Consider the following 18,474-nt stretch of genomic DNA (forward strand, 5'->3'; position numbering starts at 1 on the left):
ACTTAAAGGCGATGAACCGAAAAATGTTTAAGTCCAAGATCCACCGCGCCACGGTCACGCATGCCGATCTGCACTATGTCGGCTCCGTCACCGTCGACCTCGACCTGCTCGATGCCGCTGACATCCTCCCGGGTGAGCTGGTCTCCATTGTGGACGTCACCAACGGCGCCCGGTTGGAGACCTACACCATCGCCGGCGAACGTGGCTCCGGGGTTATGGGCATCAATGGTCCTGCCGCACACCTGGTGCATGAGGGCGATACCGTCATCCTCATCACGTATGCGGACATGACGACCGATGAAGCCAAGGCCTATGTGCCCACCGTGGCCCATGTCGATGGCTCCAACAAGATCCTCGAGCTGGGCACGGATCCGGCCGAGGCTCTTACAGAAGGCCTGCTGCGCCCGCCGTTCGCCATTAAGTAAGGGCGCAGTACCGCTGCCGTGCTGGGAGTCATCGCCGGCTTTTCCGTTGTCTGGGTGGTGATCCTGACCGGCTTCGCGGTCGGGCGGGCCAACGTGCTCGGCCCCGAAGGCAGCCGCGCGCTGAGCCGGCTGGCCTTCTTTGTGGCCAGCCCGTGCCTGCTGCTGGAGACCCTGAGCCGCTCCGATCTGGCAGTCATTTTTTCCGACACCCTCATCGTCGCAGCCGTCAGCGCCGTCGTCACGGCCATCGTGTTCCTGCTGTTCGCCAGGCTATGGCTGAAACGGGACCTCTCCGATGCGCTGATCGGTTCCATGTCTTCTTCGCTGGTCAATTCGGCCAATCTGGGGCTGCCCGTGGCCGCCTATGTGCTCGGCGATGCAACTTTGGTGGCGCCGGTCCTGATCTTCCAGCTGGCCTTCTTCTCGCCGGTTTTCCTGATGCTGCTGGATTCGAATACCAGCCGGCACCGGACCACCGTCTTCAGCTTCTTGTTCCAGATTGTCCGCAACCCGATGATCATCGGCACAGGGATAGGCCTGCTGCTCGCGGTCACCGGTTGGCAGCCGCCTGAACTGGTCATGGAACCCTTCCGGTTGATCGGCGGAGCGGCGGTACCGGCGATGCTGATCGCCTTCGGCATTTCCCTTAACGGGTCCAAACCGCTGCAGGCCGGCGGCGGACGCCGGGTCGACGTGGTCCTCGGATCGGCTTTCAAACTAGTGCTGCAACCGGCCGTCGCGTATCTGGTTGCGCGTTTCGCCTTGGGCATGGAGGGGCACCTGCTGTTTTCCGCCGTCGTGCTTGCCGCTTTGCCCACTGCGCAGAACGTCTTTGTCACGGCGCAGCGCTATGAGCGCGGCATCGTCATTGCCAAGGACACCGTCCTGCTGACCACGATAGTCGCGGTGCCGGCGATGATGGGACTGGCGGCGCTGCTGGCCTGACCGGCAGCGCAGCCAAGGGTGCAACCGGACAGCAACGGGATGCCGTTGGAGTGCTCACGCTGTGTAGGCTGGCGTTCATGGTGATGACTCCCGCTGACGGGCATCTGGACAAGATCCGCAAGGGCTACTCCTTCGACGGCCCGGGCCTTCACCTGGGCGCCGCAATGCTCGACGGCGAAATCCATCCGGACGTGCCCGTGCGGCTGCCGGTCGCGATGATGAACCGGCATGGGCTGGTCTCGGGCGCCACGGGAACCGGCAAGACTGTCACCTTGCAAGTCATGGCCGAGCAGCTGTCAGCCCACGGCGTGCCGGTCTTCCTCGCCGATATCAAAGGGGATCTGACCGGCCTTTCCACCCCGGCAGCCAGCAGCGACAGACTGCGCACGCGCGCGCAAAGCGTCGGCCAGGACTGGAACGCCAAGTCCTTCCCGGTGGAATACTTCTCCCTGGGCGGCGACGGCAAGGGAGTGCCCGTGCGGGCCAGGATTTCCGATTTCGGGCCGCTGCTGCTGGCCCGGGTGACGGGCTTGAACGAAACGCAGGAGTCCAGCCTCCAACTGGTCTTCTATTACGCGGACAAGAACGATCTGGAGCTTTATAACTTGGCGGATCTGCGCGCCGTAATCTCCTTCCTCACTTCGGATGAGGGCAAGGACTCGCTGGAGGCCCTGGGCGGCCTGTCCAGGTCCACCGCCGGCGTCATCCTGCGCGAACTCGTCACGCTCGAAGCACAGGGCATGGACAAGTTCTTCGGCGAAACCGAGTTCGACTCTGCGGAGTTCCTGCGGCTGGCCGAGGACGGCCGCGGTGTCATCTCCTGCCTGGAACTGCCGACCCTGCTGGCGCGACCCGCGCTTTTCTCCACGTTCCTGATGTGGCTGATCGCGGACCTCTTCGCGGAACTGCCCGAGGTCGGGGACGCCGAGAAGCCCAAGCTGGTGTTCTTCCTCGATGAGGCGCACCTGCTCTTCCGCAACGCCTCGGATGCGTTCCTCGAATCCATCATGACCACCGTCCGGCTGATCCGATCCAAGGGCGTAGGCATCTTCTTCGTCACGCAGGCACCCAAGGATGTGCCGTCCGAGGTGCTTGGCCAGCTGGCAAACCGTATCCAGCATGCACTGCGCGCGTTTACGCCCGACGATGCCAAAGCGCTCAGGGCCACTGTGTCCACGTTCCCCACCAGTGCCTATGATCTGGAGGAAGTGCTGACCAATGCCGGCACCGGGGAGGCCGTGGTCACGGTGATGACTGAACGAGGTGCACCGTCGCCCGTTGCCTGGACCAGGATCTGTGCGCCGGAATCCACCATCGGCCCCTCGCCGGCGGCAACAGTAGACAGGATCGTGCAGGAATCGCCGCTGCTGCCCGTCTACGCGCCGACGGTGGACAGCCACTCCGCCTTCGAAAAGCTCAGCGGCTCGCCCGCTCCTACCCACGACGGCCTCCCCGGAAGCGCCGGGAGGGACTTCGGCATCGAGGCCGGGGCTACCGGCGCTGATGGCTCCAGCACTAACGTCGGCTCCGTCCCGCGGACACAAGCGGATATCGACGCCGAAGCGCGGCGGATTGAGGAGGCCATCCTCGGCCGGCCTTCCAGCCGCCCGGCAACCAGGACACCGGCCCCGCTGCCCGATTGGCGGCCCATGCCCGGAGCAGGACAGCAGCGGCAGCCTGAGCACCGCGAATCCCGTAGGCCCGGACCGGAGCAGTCCGCCCCTGAGCGGCGCAATCCGGAGCGTCGCAGCCCGGAGCGGCAAACTCCTGAACGCAGCACCGCGGAACGGCATAACCCGGGACAGTCCGGGAAGCCGGGCCAGAAGGACGATACGGCGGATCTGATCAAGGACGTGGCCGTCCAGGCGGCTACGGTTCTGGGACGCGAACTGGTCCGCGGGCTCTTCGGCACGCGTCGCCGTCGTCGTCGTTGGTAGTTGCCTTGCTTTGCCGGGGCGTAACGTAGCTAACAGCGGTCAGGGTTCATGCCCCGTCAACAGGTAACGTAAGAGCGTGGGAAATTCGACGGTGCTCAAGACGGTGGCTGCATGGCTGCTCTGTTTAATGCTTGCCATAGCCGCCGCCGTGCTGACCGTAGTGCTGGTTAACGCCAACGTCTACAGTCCTCAGCATCAGGTCCGCGCGTATATCGACGCCCTGAGGGACGGCGACGGGGCCAAGGCGCTGGGGCTGCTGCACGCCACCGTTCCGGATGCCAACGCGGCTTTGCTGGACGGCCCCGCGCTCAAGCAGTCCGTGGCTGAGCTGGAGGATCTCGAAATGGGCGAGCCCGTGGAGATCGACAGCAACCGGGTGGAACTGCCTGTGCGCTACACGATCGACGGGACCGAGCACACCACGTCCTTCGAGCTGGAAAAGTCCGGCACCAGCTGGCTGTTCTTCAACCAGTGGGCCTTTGTTCCCACCACGCTTCCCACGCTCGATATCAGCGTGGTCAACGAGGACGAGGCCTCGCTCAACGGCACCCGCGTTGCCCTGCCGGACGGCAAGGGCGAGTTTTCCGTGTTTGTGCCCGGCACCTTCGAAGCGCACTACACCAGCCAGTTCTTTGCCGCGCCCGCCGTGGAGTCCGTGGTAACCGAACCCGCCGAGACCGCTGAGGCGCGGCTGTCCTTGTCCACACAGGCGACGCCCAAGCTGGTGGAAGAAGTCACGGCGCAGGTCCGCGGCTTCCTTGACGGCTGCGCCGAGCAGAAGGTGCTGCAGCCGGCCGGCTGCCCCTTCAGCCAAGCCATGAACCGTGTCCAGGACGACAGCATCAACTGGGACATTGTGGACTACCCCGAGGTGACGATCGAGCCCAGCAACGGCACCTGGATCATGAAACCGCTGTCCGGGACTGCGAAGCTCAATGTGGTGGAGATCGACCTCTTCACCGGCCAGGCCGTCCCGCGCGAGCTGGAGCAGGACTTCACCTTCACCGGCAGCCTCGCCGTCAATGACGGCAACGTCACGCTCACCCCCGTTGTGGAGTACTGAGCCGCTCTACGCTGCCCGCCCGGCATCAGGTCGCCGGCCTGCCTTCATCTGCTAACGACGACGGCGCCCCGGTACCACCGTAGGCAGTCCCCGGGCGCCGCTCGGGCGCCGTTCTCTTTAGTCCAGTCCGCGCAGGTCCAGTGTCAGCTCGCCGCTTCCGCTGCCGAGCACTACGGGAATGCCCCAGTCCTGCTGGTACAGGTGGCAGGCCGCGTGGTCGGGAATCTCGCCCCCGGGCTCGCCGTCGCAGGCCGCCGCGCGGGCGGTGATGTGCAGGACGCCTTCGGGAACGTCCTCGGCCAGTACCAGTTCGCGGATCAGGCCTACCGATGTGCCACCGCCGGAAACCAGCAGGTTCTCCGGCGAGGAGGAGATCTTCAGCTGGGTGGGATCGCCCCAACGGTCATCGAGCTTCTGGCCCTTGGGCGCGGCAAACCGCACGGTCAGTGCCAGCGGACCAGCCGAAACCTCGGTCTTCGGGCGCTGCGTCTGCGAGGCGCCCTCGTCCACGGTCAGCGCTTCCTTGGGAAGCGGGATGCGGACAAGCTGGTGCTTGTTGGCTTCAACCACGATGAGCAGCGGCTCTCCCCCGTCCGCCACCGCGGAGGTGTCCATCAGCACGTCGGAGGGCTCGGCGAACCCGCGGGCCAGCGTGGAAACGGTCCCGGTGGCGGGATCGTAGCGGCGGACCGCGCCGTTGTAGGTGTCGGCCACGGCCACGGAGCCATCCGGAAGCACGGTCACGCCCAGCGGATGCTGCAGCCGTGCCTCGGCGGCGTCGCCGTCGCGGAAACCGAAGTCGAACAGGCCGGTACCGATGGCGGTCTGCACCTGCACCCGCTCGCTGCCGTTGACCTCGGGGAAGGAGATGACGCGCAGCGCGGAGGTCTCGGAGTCGGCGACCCAGATGCTGCCGTTGGCGTCCTGGGCCAGCCCGGAGGACTGTGCGAACCAGGCTGCGGTAGCCTCACCGTCCTGCAGTCCTTCCAGTCCGGTGCCGGCCAGCACGGCAACCTGCCCGTTGGCCGGATCGAAGGAGAAAATCTGGTGCACGCCGGCCATGGCCACCACCACCTTGTTCAGCGCGGTGGACCACAACACGTCCCAGGGCGAACTGAGCGAGACGGCCAGCGGGTCATCTCCCAGCGAGGAGGATGCCGTGGCCAGGACCTCCGCGAGTTCCTCGCCGAGGTCTTCGCCGGAGGCGGCCTCGTCCGCCACGGACCCCGGGCCCGCCTCGGCCTGGGATGCGGCGGCGCGCTGGTTTTCCGCATCCAGCAGGCGCTGGACGCCATTGCCGGCAAGGGTGGCCACGGCACCGGTCGCCAGGGTGAGTCCCCGCAAACGGTGGTTAACAGAGTCGGCGATAACGACGTCGTACCCGGCCTTTGCGCGTACGTCTTCGGGCAGCAGCGCCAGGCCTTGGGGCTCGTTGAAACGCGCAGCATCCGCCGAGCCGTCCTGCCAGCCCTTCTCCCCCGAGCCGTAGATGTTCAGCACGGTGTCCAGGTCCGCCGCCAGCTCCACCAACCGGTGGTGCCCGGTATCCGAAACCAGGAAGGTTTCGCCGGCGGAACCAACACCATCCGGCAGCGGGACAAGCTTGCCTGGGAAGCGCAGGACACCGGCGGTGGTTTCGGCCGGTACGTAGGGACCGTCGCCGCGGTGCAGGGTGCCCTTGGCCTCGTGTTCGGCGATCAGCTCTTCGACCAGGGACTCGAGCCCGCCGGCATGGCCTTCGCCGGACAGGTGGGCGACGATGTAGCCTTCCGGATCGACGACCACCAGCGTGGGCCAGGCGCGGGCGGAGTACGCCTGCCAGGTGTCCAGCTCGGGGTCATCCAGCACCGGGTGGTGGATTTCGTAGCGTTCGACGGCGGCGGCCAGGGCCACCGGGTCCGCCTCGTGTTCGAACTTGGGCGAGTGCACGCCCACGGTGACGAGCACGTCCCGGTACTTCTCCTCCAGCGGCCGCAGTTCATCCAGCACGTGCAGGCAGTTGATGCAGCAGAAAGTCCAGAAGTCGAGCAACACAATTTTGCCGCGCAGACCCTCCAGTCCCAGCTGTTTGCCGCCGGTATTGAGCCAGTTGCGGCCCACCAGTTCGGACGCCCGCACGCGGTAATTAGTGCGGATGGACGTCTCGGCTGCCTCAGTCATGGGATATCTCCTTGGTTCCGGCTGGAATCTGTGGGGGCCTGGGACGGGGTGTGTGCTACCTGCTCGTCCCGCTGTGCCAGTCTGGCAAACATATCGTTATAAGCGGCCAGCTCCGCATCCTTATTCCTGTCGGCTGCCCGATCTTTACGCTTTGTTTCCCGTGCGTCCGTTCGTGACCACATCAGGGCCACGCCGATGGCCACGCAGAGCGTCGGTATTTCGCCGACTCCCCACATGATGGCGCCGCCCAGCCGCTGGTCTTCCATAGCCGAAAGTCCCCAGTCCCGGCCCATGCTGCCGAACCAAGAGGCCTGCAGCAGCGACGTCGAGCTCGTCAGGGCAACACCGAAGAACGCGTGGAAGGCCATGGTCGCGAAGAGCAGGATCAGCCGCAGCGGGAACGGCGCACGGTACGGCACCGGGTCCTGGCCGATCATCGACAGGACAAACAGGTAGCCGGTCAGCAGGAAGTGGACGTTCATCAACTCGTGCCCCACATGCTCGTGCAGGGCGAAGCCGAAGGCCGGCGAGTAGTAGAAGATGATGATGGAGCCGGCGAAGTTGGCGGCCGCAAAAAGCGGGTGCGTGATGACCTTGGAGTAGGTCGAGTGGACCAGCCACAGGATCCATTCGCGCGGCCCCCGGCTGCCGTCCTGCCGTGGCGGCAGGGCCTTCAGCGCCAGCGTCACCGGCGCGCCCAGCACCAGGAACAGCGGCACCACCATGGTCAGCGCCATATGGTCCAGCATGTGGGCGCTGAACAGCACCATGCCGTAGACGGCCGGCGCACCGGAGGTAACGTAGGTCAGCGCCAGCAGACCCACAATCCAGCTGGCAGCACGGGCAATCGGCCAGGAGTCCCCGCGCCGGCGGACCCGCACCACGCCGATCAGGTAGGCGATGCCCACAATCAAGGTGAAGGCCACCCAGAGCCAGTCCCAGCGCCACGTGGTGATCCACGCGGAGCCGGCGAGCTCGGGCGGAAGATCGTAGCCTGTCAGGATGCGGGCCGGCGATGCGTCCGGCGGCAGTTCCTCCGGGGTCGGCGGCGCGGTCCGGGCCAACGCGACGGCCACGCCCGAGATGGCGCCCATGATCAGCAGTTCGACGGCGATCAGCTGCCACAGGACCCGGGCCGCTGATTTGGTGCCCAGCTGCGGCACGATCCATTGCCGCTGCATGAAGCCGATGGCACCCAGCAGCAGCGTTGCCAGCGTCTTGAAAACCACGAGGGCACCGTACTCGCTGGCGATCTGGTCCAGGGACGTGATCCGGATACCCGCGTTGATCAGGCCGGAGAAAAAGACCAGGAAGAAACTGATCAGCGCCAACGCCGAATAGCGTTTGAGTACGTGCTTGGTGATGTCCTTGGAGCCAAGCGTGCCGGACAGGAAGGCCAGGGCAATCAGCCCGCCCACCCACAGACAGACTCCCAGCAGGTGCAGGCCGATGGAGTTGACCGCGCCGTAGTGGTCGTCGCCGCCTGCAGAGTGTCCGGTCAGTGCCATGGGCAGCAGGCCGCCTACGGTGGCCAGCATCAGCGTGAATGCCAGCGCGGTCAGCGAGCGGACGCCGAAGATCAGGGTGGCCACGATGGCGGCGACGATCGTAATAGCGAGCCAGGCCTGCCCGGTTGCAATGTCCGTCATGTAACCGACTAGCGCCGAGGTGTACCCGGCATCTCCGCTCAACGGCAGCCCGGAGATGTCGGAAAAGGAAAGCACCAGAACAGCGACGGCTGCCAGCGTCCACACAATTGCCGCGCCTGCGGCAAGGGCCAGCACACGGGTGAACGCAGGGTGCTCGGGACTGTCGTCCTGCTGATCGGATTTACGCGAGCGGTGCAGGCGCTTGGGCACGATGGCCACGGCGAACACCAGCGAGCCGATCACGGCGGCCAATGCGAGGTTATGGACAGCCTTCGCCGCAGGCAGACCCCAGCGCGTGAGCGCCCCGGGGTCCGAGAGCTGGCGGGTAGCTGCGGCCCCGGAATAGATCAGGGCGGCGACGAGGGCAAGTACGACGACGGCGGCTGCGGCCAGGAGCCACAGCTTGCCGATGCCCTCGGCCGTAATCGCGGCAGGACGCAGCGGCTCCCCGGCTGCGGGCTGCTGGGAAGACTGCTTTGCTGATGGTGCTGACACGGTATCCATTCTCTACCCCCAGTAGAATTTCGGCCAATCTGCGCGCAGCAGCACCCTACCTTCCGACCCTTGGGTTTAAATGACAAGGCCGCCGCCGGGAACCGGCAGCGGCCTTGTCAGAAGTTGTTTGGTCTACTTCTTGTTGGAGACAGCAGCCTTCAGCTTGGAACCTGCAGTCAGCTTGACGCTGTGGCCTGCGGCGATCTGGATGGTTTCGCCGGTCTGCGGGTTGCGGCCGGTGCGGGCTGCACGGTCGGTGCGCTCAACTGCGAGCCAACCGGGGATGGTGATCTTCTCACCCTTGGCAACGGAGGTTGCGAAAATGTCGAAGACAGCGTCCAGAACGCCGTTCACTGCAGTCTGGCTGGTGCCAGCCTTCTCTGCTACTGCTGCGACCAGTTCACTACGGTTGATAGCCAATTTATGTCCTCCTGGACTACTTCGGATATTAGAGCTTTGCACGGTCGTGAAAAGCTTCTGTCCGAAAACTTACCAGTTACGCCGCCAAGTTCCGGCAAATTCCGCGTGATCTGGCGATTTTTCCCCGAAATTGTGGGGAATCTGCCAGTTTTGGGGACGTTTACCCCGTTCAGCCCGATAATCGCCGGTCCAAACCGGGCGGAAGGCATGAAAAAGGCGGCGGTCCTAAGACCGCCGCCTTTTTCATGAGGCTATCGTCTGCCGGTTTTTACCAGCTGGACTTCTTGATGCCCGGCAGTTCGCCGGCATGTGCCATGTTGCGGAAGCGAACACGGGAGATGCCGAACTTCTGGAGGGTGCCGCGGGGGCGACCGTCGATCTGGTCGCGGTTGCGCAGGCGGACGGGAGAAGCGTTGCGGGGCAGCTTCTGCAGGCCCAGGCGGGCTGCTTCGCGTGCCTCGTCGGATGCGTTTTCGTCAACCAGGGTCTTCTTCAGTTCGAGGCGCTTTTCAGCGTAGCGCTCGACGATGACCTTGCGCTGCTCGTTGCGAGCAATCTTGGACTTCTTTGCCATGTCTTAGCGCTCCTCTCGGAATTCGACGTGCTTGCGGATCTTCGGGTCGTACTTCTTCAGGACCAGACGGTCCGGGTCGTTACGACGGTTCTTACGCGTGACGTAAGTGAAGCCGGTGCCCGCGGTGGACTTCAGCTTGATGATGGGACGTACGTCCTTGTCCTTTGCCACTAGAGCTTCACACCCTTCGCGATCAGTTCGCCGACGACGGCGTCAATACCGCGGACGTCGATGGTCTTGATGCCGCGGGCAGAAAGCTGCAGCGTGACGTTGCGGCGCAGGGACGGAACCCAGTAGCGCTTCTTCTGGATATTCGGATCGAACCGGCGCTTGTTGCGGCGGTGCGAGTGCGAAATGCTGTGGCCAAAGCCGGGTACGGCTCCGGTCACCTGGCAATGAGCTGCCATGATCTCTCCTCCAAGTTTTAGTAAATATTGACGGACCTGCACAGATACAGCGGTGTAGCTGCCTCTGAATCTGCGTGTAAGAGCGCCCGTCACCAGTTTTGACACCGTTATTACTGCGACTTTCCGGAGGTGAACCAGGCGGGGTGAGATCCAGCCGAAGTGCCTCGCCGCGGGGAAGACGGTGAAGTCCAGGCGCTGCCTACCGCTGATCCCCGAAGGGACCGGCTCAGCAACAGCCTTAAATTCTAGGTTGACACGGGAATTCACGCAACTTACCGGCTGACCTGGACCAACCGCGCATTTCTGCCCAGCGGACACGGACAACCCGCAGGTTGCGTGACTTAACGCCTCTCCATCTTAGGGCCCGGCGGCGTTTCAGCCAAACCGGGACCGCTTCCGGTGATAAGTGTCCGGCACCTGAGGGCTCAGCTGTTGATGCGGGGCTCGCGCAGTACCCAGCTGCTCGGTTCCAGCCGCTGGACAATCTTCTTGCCCAACCGCTCCAGATCGGCAACATCCTTGTGGTCCAGCCCGTCAAAAACCGCGTCACGTACGGACTCGACGTGGGCCGGGGCAAGCTGCTCGATGGCGGAGTAGCCGTCTTCGGTCAGGGTGGCCATGGTCACCCGGGCATCCTCGGCGCAGGGGCTGCGCTTGACCCAGCCGCGCAGTTCCAGCTTCTTCACCACATGGGAGAGCCGGGACAAGGACGAGTAGGTGCGTGAAGCCAGTTCGCTCATCGGCAATGAACGGTCCTCCGCCTCGGAGAGCATGGCCAGGACGTTGTAGTCGAAGAGCGTGACTTTGGCCTCACGCTGCAAAGTGCCGTCCAGGTTGCCGGGCAGCAGGGTGGTTACAGCCAGCAAGGCAAGCCAAGCCTGGCGTTCTTCGGGATCAAGCCAACGTGCAGAAGTCATACCTCCATTCTGCCACATACTTGATGATTCAACTTTTCCTCCTGGCTCCGCCGTGGTCCGCGTCAGCGGTGTTAAACGATGCCGCTGGTGCCGAGCCACGAACCGATCAGGAACGTGGCCATTAGCGCCAGCGCTCCGCCAATGACAACCCGGGCCACGGCAGGCAGGATGCGTGCACCGCCGAGGTAGGCGCCCAGACCGCCGGTTCCGGCCAGGGCCAGCAGCGTCGCCGCGAAGGTCACAGGAATCCGCAGGCCTTCAGACGGAAGCAGGATGGCCAGCGCAGGCAGGGCGGCACCGGCGACGAAAGCGATGAAAGAGGCAAAGGCAGCGTGCCAGGGACTGATTACCTCGTCCGGATCAATGCCCAGTTCTGCCTCCAGATGCGCACCGAGGGCGTTGTAACGGGTGAGTTCCAGGGCGACCTGCCGGGCAGTGGCCTCGCTGACGCCCTTGGACTCGTAAATGCCCGCCAGTTCCGCAAGCTCTTCCTCGGGCATCTGCTCAAGTTCACGGGATTCTTTGGCAATGAGTGCTTTCTGGCTGTCACTGGAACTGGAGACCGAAACGTACTCCCCCAGGGCCATCGAGATGGCACCGCCGATGACCGCGGCGAGCGTGGCGGCCAGCAGGGCACCGACGTCCGAGGTGGCCCCGGCCACGCCGACCACGATGGCGGCGACCGAAACAATGCCGTCGTTCGCCCCAAGAACGCCTGCGCGCAGCCAGTTCAACCTCGTGGCTATGCCGTTGCCGTGCGGTTCGTCTGCATGCTGGCGGTTGATTCCTGTCGTAGGTTCAGGTCCGCTGCCCATGCCTCAAGCCAAGCACTTAAGCACCTGGGTATCCAGCGAGGAAAGCCAACCCTCAGCCGGCCAGGGCCTCAGGCCGGAGCAGTCCGGCTATGCCCGCACATCCAGCCTGGCCAGCTGCGGGTATTTCGGCGCCAGGGTGTCGCCGGAGGAAACACCGCGCAGCCGGCGGGCGATCCAGGGCCCAACGTGCTCCCGGGCCCAGCGGGCATTGGCCACCAGCGACTCACGCCGCGTCAGCGTGCTCAGGGCCGGCAGTTCCTGAAGCTCGATGAGATCATCGGCCTGCAACGTCTCCAGCACCCGCTTGGCCATGAGGGTGTGCCCGGCGGCGGACATATGGAGCCGGTCTTCGTCCCAATACCGCCAGTCCTGGAACTCCCGCATCCGCCAGTAGTCCACAATCCGCGCGCCGTGCTTGTCGGCAATTTCGCGCACCCACTCGTTGTAGATGGCAGTGCGGCCCCGGGTCTTGCCGAAAACGGCCGATCCCGCTGAATCAAACCCGGTAAACATCACGACGTCGGCGCCGGACTGCGTAAGTCTGGCGATGCCGCCGTCGTACGCTTTCATCATTTCGTCGATGTCCACACTGGGCCGCAGGATGTCATTGGCGCCGGCGTAGACGGTCACGAGCGTGGGCTCCAGCGCCAAGGCAGGTTCGATCTGTTCAGCGAGCACCTGCCGGATCTTCTTCCCGCGGATCGCCAGGTTGGCATAACCCCAGCCCTGGTCCGCCAGCATCAACTGCTCGGCCACCCTGTCCGCCCAGCCGCGCACGCCGTTAGGCAGTTGCGGGTCCTTATCGCCGACGCCTTCCGTGAAGGAGTCTCCGAGCGCTACAAATCGTTGAGTAAAAGTCACCCTGACAGATTAACAAACTCCGGCGTGACTACTGGTGCAGAGCCAGTGCCGGCGTTTGGTTTGTCAGTGGCTCAGCTGCATCCGTTGGAGGATCGTGGCGGAGATTTCCTCGACCGACATGGAGGCGGAGTTCATGGAGGGCACCCCGTTGGACCTGTACATCTCCTCGGCGTTACGCAGTTCGTAGCTGCATTGGGCCAGCGAGGCGTAGGTGGTGTCCGGGCGGCGTTCCTGGCGTATCTGGCTCAGCCTGACCGGCAGGGAGGTCAGCCCAAAACATTTGTGGATATAGGGCAGCAGCGGATCAGGGAGCGACTGCCGGGAAAAATCCTCCTCGATCAGGGGGAAGTTCGCAGCCAAAATCCCGTGCTGCAGCGCCAGATACATTGCTGTCGGAGTTTTACCGCACCGCGATGGGGCGATAAGGATCAGTGCCGCGCGCCCGAGGGCTCGGATGGACTGGCCGTCGTCATGTTCCATGGCGTACTCGACGGCGGTCATGCGGGACTGATAGCGGATGGCGTCGCCAACGCCGTGGGCCTTGCCCGGTTCTCCGCTCGCAGTTGCCTGCAGGGCACTCTCCAATTGTGCGATGTGGGCATCGTACAGGTCCACAAAGTGCCCCTTGCTCTGCGAGAGGATCGCGCGGATATCCCGAGTGACCGCCGTCGAGAAGACGATCGGCCGCCGCCCCGCGGCCGCGAGGCTGTCAATCGTGCCGACGACACGTCTTGCCTCCTCGGTGGTGGTGATAAAGGGGATGGTGCGGCGTTCGAACCGATGGCCGGGAAACTGGGTCAGCAAAGTGTTGCCCAGGGTCTCGGCGGTGATGCCAGTGCTGTTCGAGAGGAAGAAAACCACGGGAGCGGGGGCGCGCTCCGCCCCCGTGGTTTTGAGTTCGCTGGTGCTGGTCAACGGGTCTTGCCCGGATCTGCGCTTGAGACCGCGGAGCGGTTGCCGGTCCGGGCCAGGCGCAGCCAGGTATCCGTCACGGCGTCGGGGTTGAGCGAGATGGAGCTGATGCCCTGCTCCAGCAGCCACTCGGCAAAGTCCGGATGGTCGCTGGGGCCCTGGCCGCAGATGCCGACGTACTTCCCGCGGGCACGGCAGGCGGCGATCGCCATCTCCAGGAGCTTCTTCACCGCGGGGTTGCGTTCGTCGAAGCCGCCGGCGACGAGTGCGGAGTCCCGGTCCAGGCCGAGGGTGAGCTGGGTCAGGTCATTGGAGCCGATGGAAAAGCCGTCGAAGTAGTCCAGGAACTCATCGGCCAGCAGGGCGTTGGCCGGCAGTTCGCACATCATAACGATCTGCAGCCCGTCCTCGCCCCGGCGCAGGCCGTTGGCGGCGAGCAGTTCGGTCACCCCCTGCGCCTCCTCGAGGGTGCGCACGAACGGGACCATGAGCTTGATGTTGGACAGGCCCATCTCGTTGCGCGCGAACTTCAGGGCCTCGCACTCGAGCTCGAACGCCTTGCGGAATGACGGCGAGAGGTACCGGGAGGCACCGCGGTAGCCAATCATCGGGTTCTCTTCGACCGGCTCGAAGGCGGGGCCGCCGAGCAGGTTGGCGTACTCATTGGACTTGAAGTCCGAGAGCCGGATGATCACCGGTTCCGGCGCGAAGGCGGCGGCGATGGTGGCGATGCCCTCGGCCAGGCGGCGGACGTAGTAGTCCCGGGGCCCGTCGTAGGCGGCTGTCTTTTCCCGGATCTGCTGCACCGTGTAGTCGGACAGCGCTGCCGGGCGCTCGATCTCGCCTTCCAAGGCCAGCAGGGCGTTGGGGTGGATGCCGATCTGCCGGTTGATGATGAATTCCAGACGGGCCAGGCCGACGCCGCTGTGCGGGAGCCGGGAGAAGCTGAAGGCCTGTTCGGGGGTGCCTACGTTCATCATGATCTGAACCGGCGCCGGCGGCATTGTATCCACCGTGGTTTCGTGCAGCGTGTAATCGAGCAGCCCCTCGTAGACCAGTCCGGCCTCGCCCTCGGCGCAGGAGACGGTCACCGGTGCTCCGTCGGCCAGGATCCGGGACGCGTTTCCGGTCCCGACCACAGCCGGGATGCCCAGTTCCCGGGCAATGATCGCCGCGTGGCAGGTGCGACCGCCGCGGTCGGTCACGATCGCCGCGGCCTTCTTCATGATCGGTTCCCAGTCCGGGTCGGTCATGTTCGCCACCAGGACGTCGCCGGGCTGGAACGAGGCCATCTGGTCGATCGAGGACAGCACACGCACCTGGCCGGCGCCGATCCGCTGGCCAATGGCCCGGCCTTCGGCCAGGACCTTGGAGTGCTCGTTGAGCTTGTACCGGGAAATGGTGCCGCTGGCCTGGCGGGACTGGACGGTCTCTGGGCGGGCCTGCAGGATGTACAGTTCCCCGTCCACGCCGTCCTTGCCCCACTCAATGTCCATGGGGCGGCCATAATGGGCTTCGATCGCCACCGCGTGCCGGGCGAGCTGCTCAGCTTCGACATCGCTGAGGCTGAACCTGCCGCGCTGCTCGCGTGGCACGGGTACGAAATCGACCGTCCGGCCGACCTCCCGGGATTCGGTGTAGGTCATCTGGACGGCTTTTTCGCCGAGTCCGCGCTTCAGGATCGCCGGACGGCCCGCGGCCAGAGCGGGCTTGTACACGTAGAACTCGTCAGGATTCACGGCTCCCTGGACCACTGCTTCGCCTAGGCCGTAGGAGGAGGTGATGAACACGGCGTCGTTGAAGCCGGACTCGGTATCCATCGTGAACATCACGCCGGAGGTGCCGATGTCGGACCGGACCATGCGCTGGATACCGGCCGAGAGGGCAACCTCCGAATGGGTGAAACCGTGATGGACGCGGTAGGCAATGGCCCGGTCATTGTAGAGCGAGGCAAAAACGTCCTTGATCGCGTGGAGGACGTTCTCCACGCCCCGGATGTTCAGGAAGGTCTCCTGCTGGCCGGCAAAGGAAGCATCCGGCAGGTCCTCGGCTGTGGCGCTGGAGCGCACCGCCCAGGACACCTCCGCATCCCCGCCGTGGCTTTCAACCAGCTGGCCGTACGCGGCCCGGATCTGCTCCTCGAAACCGGCCGGGAACGAAGTGTGGCAGATCAGGTCCCGGATCTGCGTGCCGGCCTGGGCCAGTGCGGTCACGTTGTCGCTGTCCAGGTCGTGGAGGATCGCGGCGATCCGATCGTCAAGGCCGGACTCGCCTAGGAAACGCCGGTAGGCGTCCGCCGTCGTGGCGAAACCGTCGGGAACCCTGACCCCGGCCGTGGCCAGGCCGCGGATCATCTCCCCAAGGGAGGCGTTTTTGCCCCCGACCTTCTCAAGGTCGGACAGGCCAAGTTCGGAAAACCAAAGAACGTCGGTCATGGGGGTTGTGCTCCTATGCGTGAACGCGCTGATCAGCGCTGTGAACGAAATCGGTAATGCCCAGGGCTGTCCGGGCGGAGTCTGGCGGTATGGGTGGGTGCCTGACCTGGCAGGACTATCTGGCTTCCACCGTGGCGGAGTTCTCGCGGGCTTCGGTGTCGTGCCGGGCTTTGGCGTCTAGGTCGGCGCGGAACGCCGCGAAGCGGGCCAGATGCGCTGGCCTGCGGCGAAGTTGATGGCCCCGCCGATCGCGATCAGCTGGATATGGCGGTTGGAGAGCTGGTGCTCAAGGTGGGGGGCTTCACCCACCGCAGTGGAGCCAGGTGGAACGGTCATGAGGAACTCCATCGTTCAAGTGCCACTGCCGTGGCACTTTGATTCGGGCTCCTCCCCGCTCTGTCATGGACCTGAGAGATTCCGCGTCCCCTGCTCTCGCAGGCGCCGCTTGCACCGTCGGTGAGCCAGGCTGCTGCCTGACTGCTTTCCAGAGTTGCCTATCCGCGGCGGTACTTGGGCCTGAGAGATTCCCGGGGAGGGTTTGCTCCTACGGCGCCTGCTGAATGTACCGGCAGGACTCTCCCGCCGCAGATCATAAGCACTGCCCACCTCTAGGTGAGCAGGCTCACACCGTAGCGCGCAGGGGTGGAATCGTGCAAGCAAACTGCGTGAATCGCTTTATTTTTCGCAATGCAGGGGCAATTGTGACAGAACGGAAGCAATAACCGGCGCCAGGTACGAACTGCTATGCAGCGGAACCGGCTACGTCGCGGTCGGAAAGATGGCTTCGGCACGTTCTGTGCCCGTTCCCCGCGGAGGATGCGCGGCGTACGCTGGAGAATACTTCTGAAAGGTCCGGGCGGGGCGGGCCCGGACAGCTTCCTTCCGGGAACAGACATGGCGCATGCACAAGCCCGCGGCGGCCAGCGTCGGCTGGCCGGAATCGTCTGCGTGCTGTGCCTGTTTGTGCCGCAGCCGGTTTTGGAAGCCGGCAAGCTGCCCTCACACTCGGCAAGTCCCCCCACCGCTGTCGTGACCGCTGTGCCCGCCGTCGGGCTGGTGCCGCGGGACATCGAAATTGTCTCGCCGCCGGTGATTGCGGGCGAGCCCGTGGTGGGCGGGGAGCTGTCTTTGGAAGGCTTCGAATTCTCCGCGCCGGGCTCCGTCCTCACTTACCACTACAGCTGGCGGGACACACTGGACGGGCACCCCGACGGCTACCACCGCGTCTTGTCCCTGACTCCGGATTGGCGCGGCGTGACCCTCACCGGCAATGTCGAGGCTTCGGCGGACGACTATGAAACGACGCCCGCACCGGCCCGGCCGGTCCGGGTCTATTCGCGGACCTTCTCCCCGGACAACCGCAGCGAATTCTTTGCCCGCACGCGGGACGGATCCCTCTGGTTTATTCCGTCATCCCCGGCAGGCCGGCTGGGAACGGCAAGTTCCGGGGCCGGGAAGTGGCCCAAGGCCAGGGCAATGGACTCGGCAGGCGATTTCGACGGCGACGGCCGCCACGACCTCCTCACCCTGCACCGGAACGGCGTGCTGGTGCTGCATCCCGGCGACGGCTACGGCGGGACCAAACCGCTCCGGGTACTCGGCTCGGACTGGCCAGGCGTGCGCGATTTCTTCCTGCCCGGCGACTTCGACGGCGATTCCCGTCCCGACGTCATTACCCGCGACCACGAAGGGGCGCTGTGGCTGCATCGGGGACACGCTTCTGGCCTGCGGCCGCGGACGCTGATCCTGCACGGCATCCGCCCGCCGGCCCGTGTCTTCTCCCCCGGCGACTTCGACGGCGATGGAACGGCCGACATCATGTCGCTGGACGCCGTCGGAAGATTCTGGCTGCTGGCCGGGACCGGCAGCGGGCAGGTCGAGGACCCGGTGCAGGCAGGCGGCGTTAGGTTCAGGGTGATGTCCGTGGCCACGCCCGGCGACTTCAATGCGGACGGATTCCCCGACCTGATTGTCCTCAACGCGGCCGGGATGCTGCTGCTTCTGCCGGGCACGGGCGACGGCACAATAGGTTTGCCGGTGCCGCTGGGCATTGCCGGGCGGGGCGTGGTGGAGCTGTTCTGAGCAGGCTGCATTCGGCCTGTGTCAGGCACCGTCGCGCGGGGCGTACATGAGTACCGCCACCCCGGCCAGTGCAATCGCGGCCCCGATGTAGTCCCAGCGGTCCGGCCGGAAACCGTCCATCACCATGCCCCAGGCCAGCGAGCCGGCGATAAAGATCCCGCCGTAGCCGGCCAGGACCCGGCCGAAATTGGCATCCGGTTGGAAAGCCGCGATGAAGCCGTAGGCACCCAAGGCCATGACCCCCAGCCCGGCAAACCACCAGGCCCGGTCTTCGCGCACCGCCTGCCAGATCAGCCAGGCACCGCCGATCTCGGCGAGGGCGGCCAGGGCGAAGAGCAGGACGGACTTGGCGATGGTCATGCGTCAATTCTCGCCTA

At 65.0% G+C, this 18,474-nt stretch carries 18 protein-coding genes and 1 riboswitch; of the genes, 5 read left to right on the forward strand and 13 right to left on the reverse strand.

Annotated features, from left to right (window positions below; translation table 11 throughout):
• Positions 1–11 precede the first annotated feature (11 nt).
• The 4 genes from panD to B0G38_RS15100 all read left to right on the forward strand — a co-directional run bounded on the left by panD (position 12) and on the right by B0G38_RS15100 (position 4,370).
• Positions 12–425 (forward strand): aspartate 1-decarboxylase, encoded by a 414-nt coding sequence (panD, locus tag B0G38_RS15085; protein ID WP_264670164.1) that lies wholly within the window; start codon positions 12–14, stop codon positions 423–425.
• An 18-nt stretch (positions 426–443) separates the two neighbouring features.
• Positions 444–1,370, forward strand: coding sequence for an AEC family transporter (locus tag B0G38_RS15090; RefSeq protein WP_264670165.1), 927 nt, complete (start codon positions 444–446; stop codon positions 1,368–1,370).
• Positions 1,371–1,447: 77 nt separating this feature from the next.
• Complete coding sequence (locus tag B0G38_RS15095) at positions 1,448–3,307, forward strand: DUF853 domain-containing protein (protein ID WP_264670166.1); 1,860 nt, start codon at positions 1,448–1,450, stop codon at positions 3,305–3,307.
• Positions 3,308–3,434: 127 nt separating this feature from the next.
• Positions 3,435–4,370, forward strand: a complete 936-nt coding sequence (locus B0G38_RS15100) for a zinc ribbon domain-containing protein (protein WP_264670167.1) — start codon at positions 3,435–3,437, stop codon at positions 4,368–4,370.
• Positions 4,371–4,487: 117 nt separating this feature from the next.
• Here B0G38_RS15100 and B0G38_RS15105 read toward each other — a convergent pair whose 3' ends face one another.
• The 12 genes from B0G38_RS15105 to B0G38_RS15160 all read right to left on the reverse strand — a co-directional run bounded on the left by B0G38_RS15105 (position 4,488) and on the right by B0G38_RS15160 (position 16,351).
• The gene (locus tag B0G38_RS15105) at positions 4,488–6,530 is read right to left on the reverse strand and encodes an NHL domain-containing thioredoxin family protein (protein WP_264670168.1); all 2,043 of its coding nucleotides are present in this window, start codon (positions 6,528–6,530) and stop codon (positions 4,488–4,490) included.
• Positions 6,527–8,683 carry a cytochrome c oxidase assembly protein gene (locus tag B0G38_RS15110; protein ID WP_413542075.1) on the reverse strand — a complete coding sequence of 719 codons (2,157 nt, stop codon included), beginning with the start codon at positions 8,681–8,683 and terminating at the stop codon, positions 6,527–6,529. Before B0G38_RS15110 ends, B0G38_RS15105 begins: the two co-directional genes overlap by 4 nt.
• Before the next feature lie 123 nt (positions 8,684–8,806).
• A complete protein-coding gene (locus B0G38_RS15115) occupies positions 8,807–9,094 on the reverse strand; it encodes an HU family DNA-binding protein (protein WP_074701034.1) in 288 nt (95 codons plus the stop codon).
• 268 nt (positions 9,095–9,362) lie between these two features.
• Positions 9,363–9,668 (reverse strand): 30S ribosomal protein S14, encoded by a 306-nt coding sequence (rpsN, locus tag B0G38_RS15120; RefSeq protein ID WP_169995680.1) that lies wholly within the window; start codon positions 9,666–9,668, stop codon positions 9,363–9,365.
• A 3-nt stretch (positions 9,669–9,671) separates the two neighbouring features.
• Positions 9,672–9,839, reverse strand: coding sequence for a 50S ribosomal protein L33 (gene rpmG / locus B0G38_RS15125; protein WP_005266311.1), 168 nt, complete (start codon positions 9,837–9,839; stop codon positions 9,672–9,674).
• A complete protein-coding gene (gene rpmB, locus B0G38_RS15130; RefSeq protein ID WP_074701032.1) occupies positions 9,839–10,075 on the reverse strand; it encodes a 50S ribosomal protein L28 in 237 nt (78 codons plus the stop codon). The genes rpmG and rpmB overlap by 1 nt, the downstream gene beginning before the upstream one ends.
• A gap of 425 nt (positions 10,076–10,500) precedes the next feature.
• Positions 10,501–10,992 carry a MarR family winged helix-turn-helix transcriptional regulator gene (locus B0G38_RS15135; protein WP_264670169.1) on the reverse strand — a complete coding sequence of 164 codons (492 nt, stop codon included), beginning with the start codon at positions 10,990–10,992 and terminating at the stop codon, positions 10,501–10,503.
• 71 nt (positions 10,993–11,063) lie between these two features.
• Positions 11,064–11,807 (reverse strand): VIT1/CCC1 transporter family protein, encoded by a 744-nt coding sequence (locus tag B0G38_RS15140; RefSeq protein ID WP_264670170.1) that lies wholly within the window; start codon positions 11,805–11,807, stop codon positions 11,064–11,066.
• Between the two features lie 87 nt (positions 11,808–11,894).
• Positions 11,895–12,668 carry an SGNH/GDSL hydrolase family protein gene (locus B0G38_RS15145; protein ID WP_264670171.1) on the reverse strand — a complete coding sequence of 258 codons (774 nt, stop codon included), beginning with the start codon at positions 12,666–12,668 and terminating at the stop codon, positions 11,895–11,897.
• A gap of 63 nt (positions 12,669–12,731) precedes the next feature.
• Positions 12,732–13,583 (reverse strand): pyruvate, water dikinase regulatory protein, encoded by an 852-nt coding sequence (locus B0G38_RS15150; RefSeq protein WP_264670172.1) that lies wholly within the window; start codon positions 13,581–13,583, stop codon positions 12,732–12,734.
• Entirely contained in the window at positions 13,580–16,015 is a 2,436-nt protein-coding gene (ppsA, locus tag B0G38_RS15155; RefSeq protein WP_264670173.1) for a phosphoenolpyruvate synthase, read from the reverse strand. Before ppsA ends, B0G38_RS15150 begins: the two co-directional genes overlap by 4 nt.
• Positions 16,016–16,192: 177 nt before the next feature.
• Positions 16,193–16,351, reverse strand: a complete 159-nt coding sequence (locus B0G38_RS15160; protein WP_264670174.1) for a hypothetical protein — start codon at positions 16,349–16,351, stop codon at positions 16,193–16,195.
• Positions 16,352–16,509: 158 nt separating this feature from the next.
• Positions 16,510–16,607: riboswitch (glycine riboswitch) on the reverse strand.
• 302 nt (positions 16,608–16,909) lie between these two features.
• On the opposite strand from B0G38_RS15160, the gene B0G38_RS15165 reads away from it, so the two are divergent.
• Complete coding sequence (locus tag B0G38_RS15165; protein WP_264670175.1) at positions 16,910–18,097, forward strand: FG-GAP repeat domain-containing protein; 1,188 nt, start codon at positions 16,910–16,912, stop codon at positions 18,095–18,097.
• Positions 18,098–18,118: 21 nt separating this feature from the next.
• Here B0G38_RS15165 and B0G38_RS15170 read toward each other — a convergent pair whose 3' ends face one another.
• Positions 18,119–18,457 carry a YnfA family protein gene (locus B0G38_RS15170; RefSeq protein ID WP_139004478.1) on the reverse strand — a complete coding sequence of 113 codons (339 nt, stop codon included), beginning with the start codon at positions 18,455–18,457 and terminating at the stop codon, positions 18,119–18,121.
• Positions 18,458–18,474 lie beyond the last annotated feature (17 nt).

The organism is Crystallibacter permensis, assembly GCF_025960875.1.
GTDB classification, from domain to species: domain Bacteria; phylum Actinomycetota; class Actinomycetes; order Actinomycetales; family Micrococcaceae; genus Crystallibacter; species Crystallibacter permensis.

What these genes read in the sequence shown, in the direction of transcription:
- panD (WP_264670164.1), top strand. Translation starts at nt 12, where the DNA reads ATGAACCGAAAAATGTTTAAGTCCAAGATCCACCGCGCCACGGTCACG.
- B0G38_RS15095 (WP_264670166.1), top strand. Translation starts at nt 1,448, where the DNA reads ATGGTGATGACTCCCGCTGACGGGCATCTGGACAAGATCCGCAAGGGC.
- B0G38_RS15100 (WP_264670167.1), top strand. Translation starts at nt 3,435, where the DNA reads ATGCTTGCCATAGCCGCCGCCGTGCTGACCGTAGTGCTGGTTAACGCC.
- B0G38_RS15105 (WP_264670168.1), bottom strand. Translation starts at nt 6,530, where the DNA reads ATGACTGAGGCAGCCGAGACGTCCATCCGCACTAATTACCGCGTGCGG.
- B0G38_RS15110 (WP_413542075.1), bottom strand. Translation starts at nt 8,683, where the DNA reads ATGGATACCGTGTCAGCACCATCAGCAAAGCAGTCTTCCCAGCAGCCC.
- rpsN (WP_169995680.1), bottom strand. Translation starts at nt 9,668, where the DNA reads ATGGCAAAGAAGTCCAAGATTGCTCGCAACGAGCAGCGCAAGGTCATC.
- rpmB (WP_074701032.1), bottom strand. Translation starts at nt 10,075, where the DNA reads ATGGCAGCTCATTGCCAGGTGACCGGAGCCGTACCCGGCTTTGGCCAC.
- B0G38_RS15135 (WP_264670169.1), bottom strand. Translation starts at nt 10,992, where the DNA reads ATGACTTCTGCACGTTGGCTTGATCCCGAAGAACGCCAGGCTTGGCTT.
- B0G38_RS15140 (WP_264670170.1), bottom strand. Translation starts at nt 11,807, where the DNA reads ATGGGCAGCGGACCTGAACCTACGACAGGAATCAACCGCCAGCATGCA.
- ppsA (WP_264670173.1), bottom strand. Translation starts at nt 16,015, where the DNA reads ATGACCGACGTTCTTTGGTTTTCCGAACTTGGCCTGTCCGACCTTGAG.
- B0G38_RS15160 (WP_264670174.1), bottom strand. Translation starts at nt 16,351, where the DNA reads ATGACCGTTCCACCTGGCTCCACTGCGGTGGGTGAAGCCCCCCACCTT.
- B0G38_RS15165 (WP_264670175.1), top strand. Translation starts at nt 16,910, where the DNA reads ATGGCGCATGCACAAGCCCGCGGCGGCCAGCGTCGGCTGGCCGGAATC.
- B0G38_RS15170 (WP_139004478.1), bottom strand. Translation starts at nt 18,457, where the DNA reads ATGACCATCGCCAAGTCCGTCCTGCTCTTCGCCCTGGCCGCCCTCGCC.